This window comes from Staphylococcus sp. EG-SA-14, assembly GCF_017151935.1.
Classification (GTDB): Bacteria; Bacillota; Bacilli; order Staphylococcales; family Staphylococcaceae; genus Staphylococcus; species Staphylococcus aureus.
The window spans coordinates 1-263 of sequence record NZ_JACVZM010000084.1 but is presented as its reverse complement, the minus strand read 5'-3'; the positions used below and the strand labels follow the sequence as shown (position 1 = coordinate 263).

General features: G+C 51.0%; 1 tRNA gene and 1 rRNA gene. Both read left to right on the top strand.

The features are described 5' to 3' along the window. Positions 1–11 precede the first annotated feature (11 nt). Positions 12–126, top strand: a 5S ribosomal RNA gene (gene rrf / locus IDG63_RS14385). Positions 127–136: 10 nt separating this feature from the next. Beyond that, positions 137–211 (top strand) — tRNA-Asn (locus IDG63_RS14380). Positions 212–263 lie beyond the last annotated feature (52 nt).

Sequence of the window (263 nt, the reverse complement as noted above, 5' to 3'; positions counted from 1 at the left end):
ACATTCATATGTCTGGTGACTATAGCAAGGAGGTCACACCTGTTCCCATGCCGAACACAGAAGTTAAGCTCCTTAGCGTCGATGGTAGTCGAACTTACGTTCCGCTAGAGTAGAACGTTGCCAGGCATAATATTAATCCACAGTAGCTCAGTGGTAGAGCTATCGGCTGTTAACCGATCGGTCGTAGGTTCGAGTCCTACCTGTGGAGCCATGGCTCCTTGGTCAAGCGGTTAAGACACCGCCCTTTCACGGCGGTAACACGG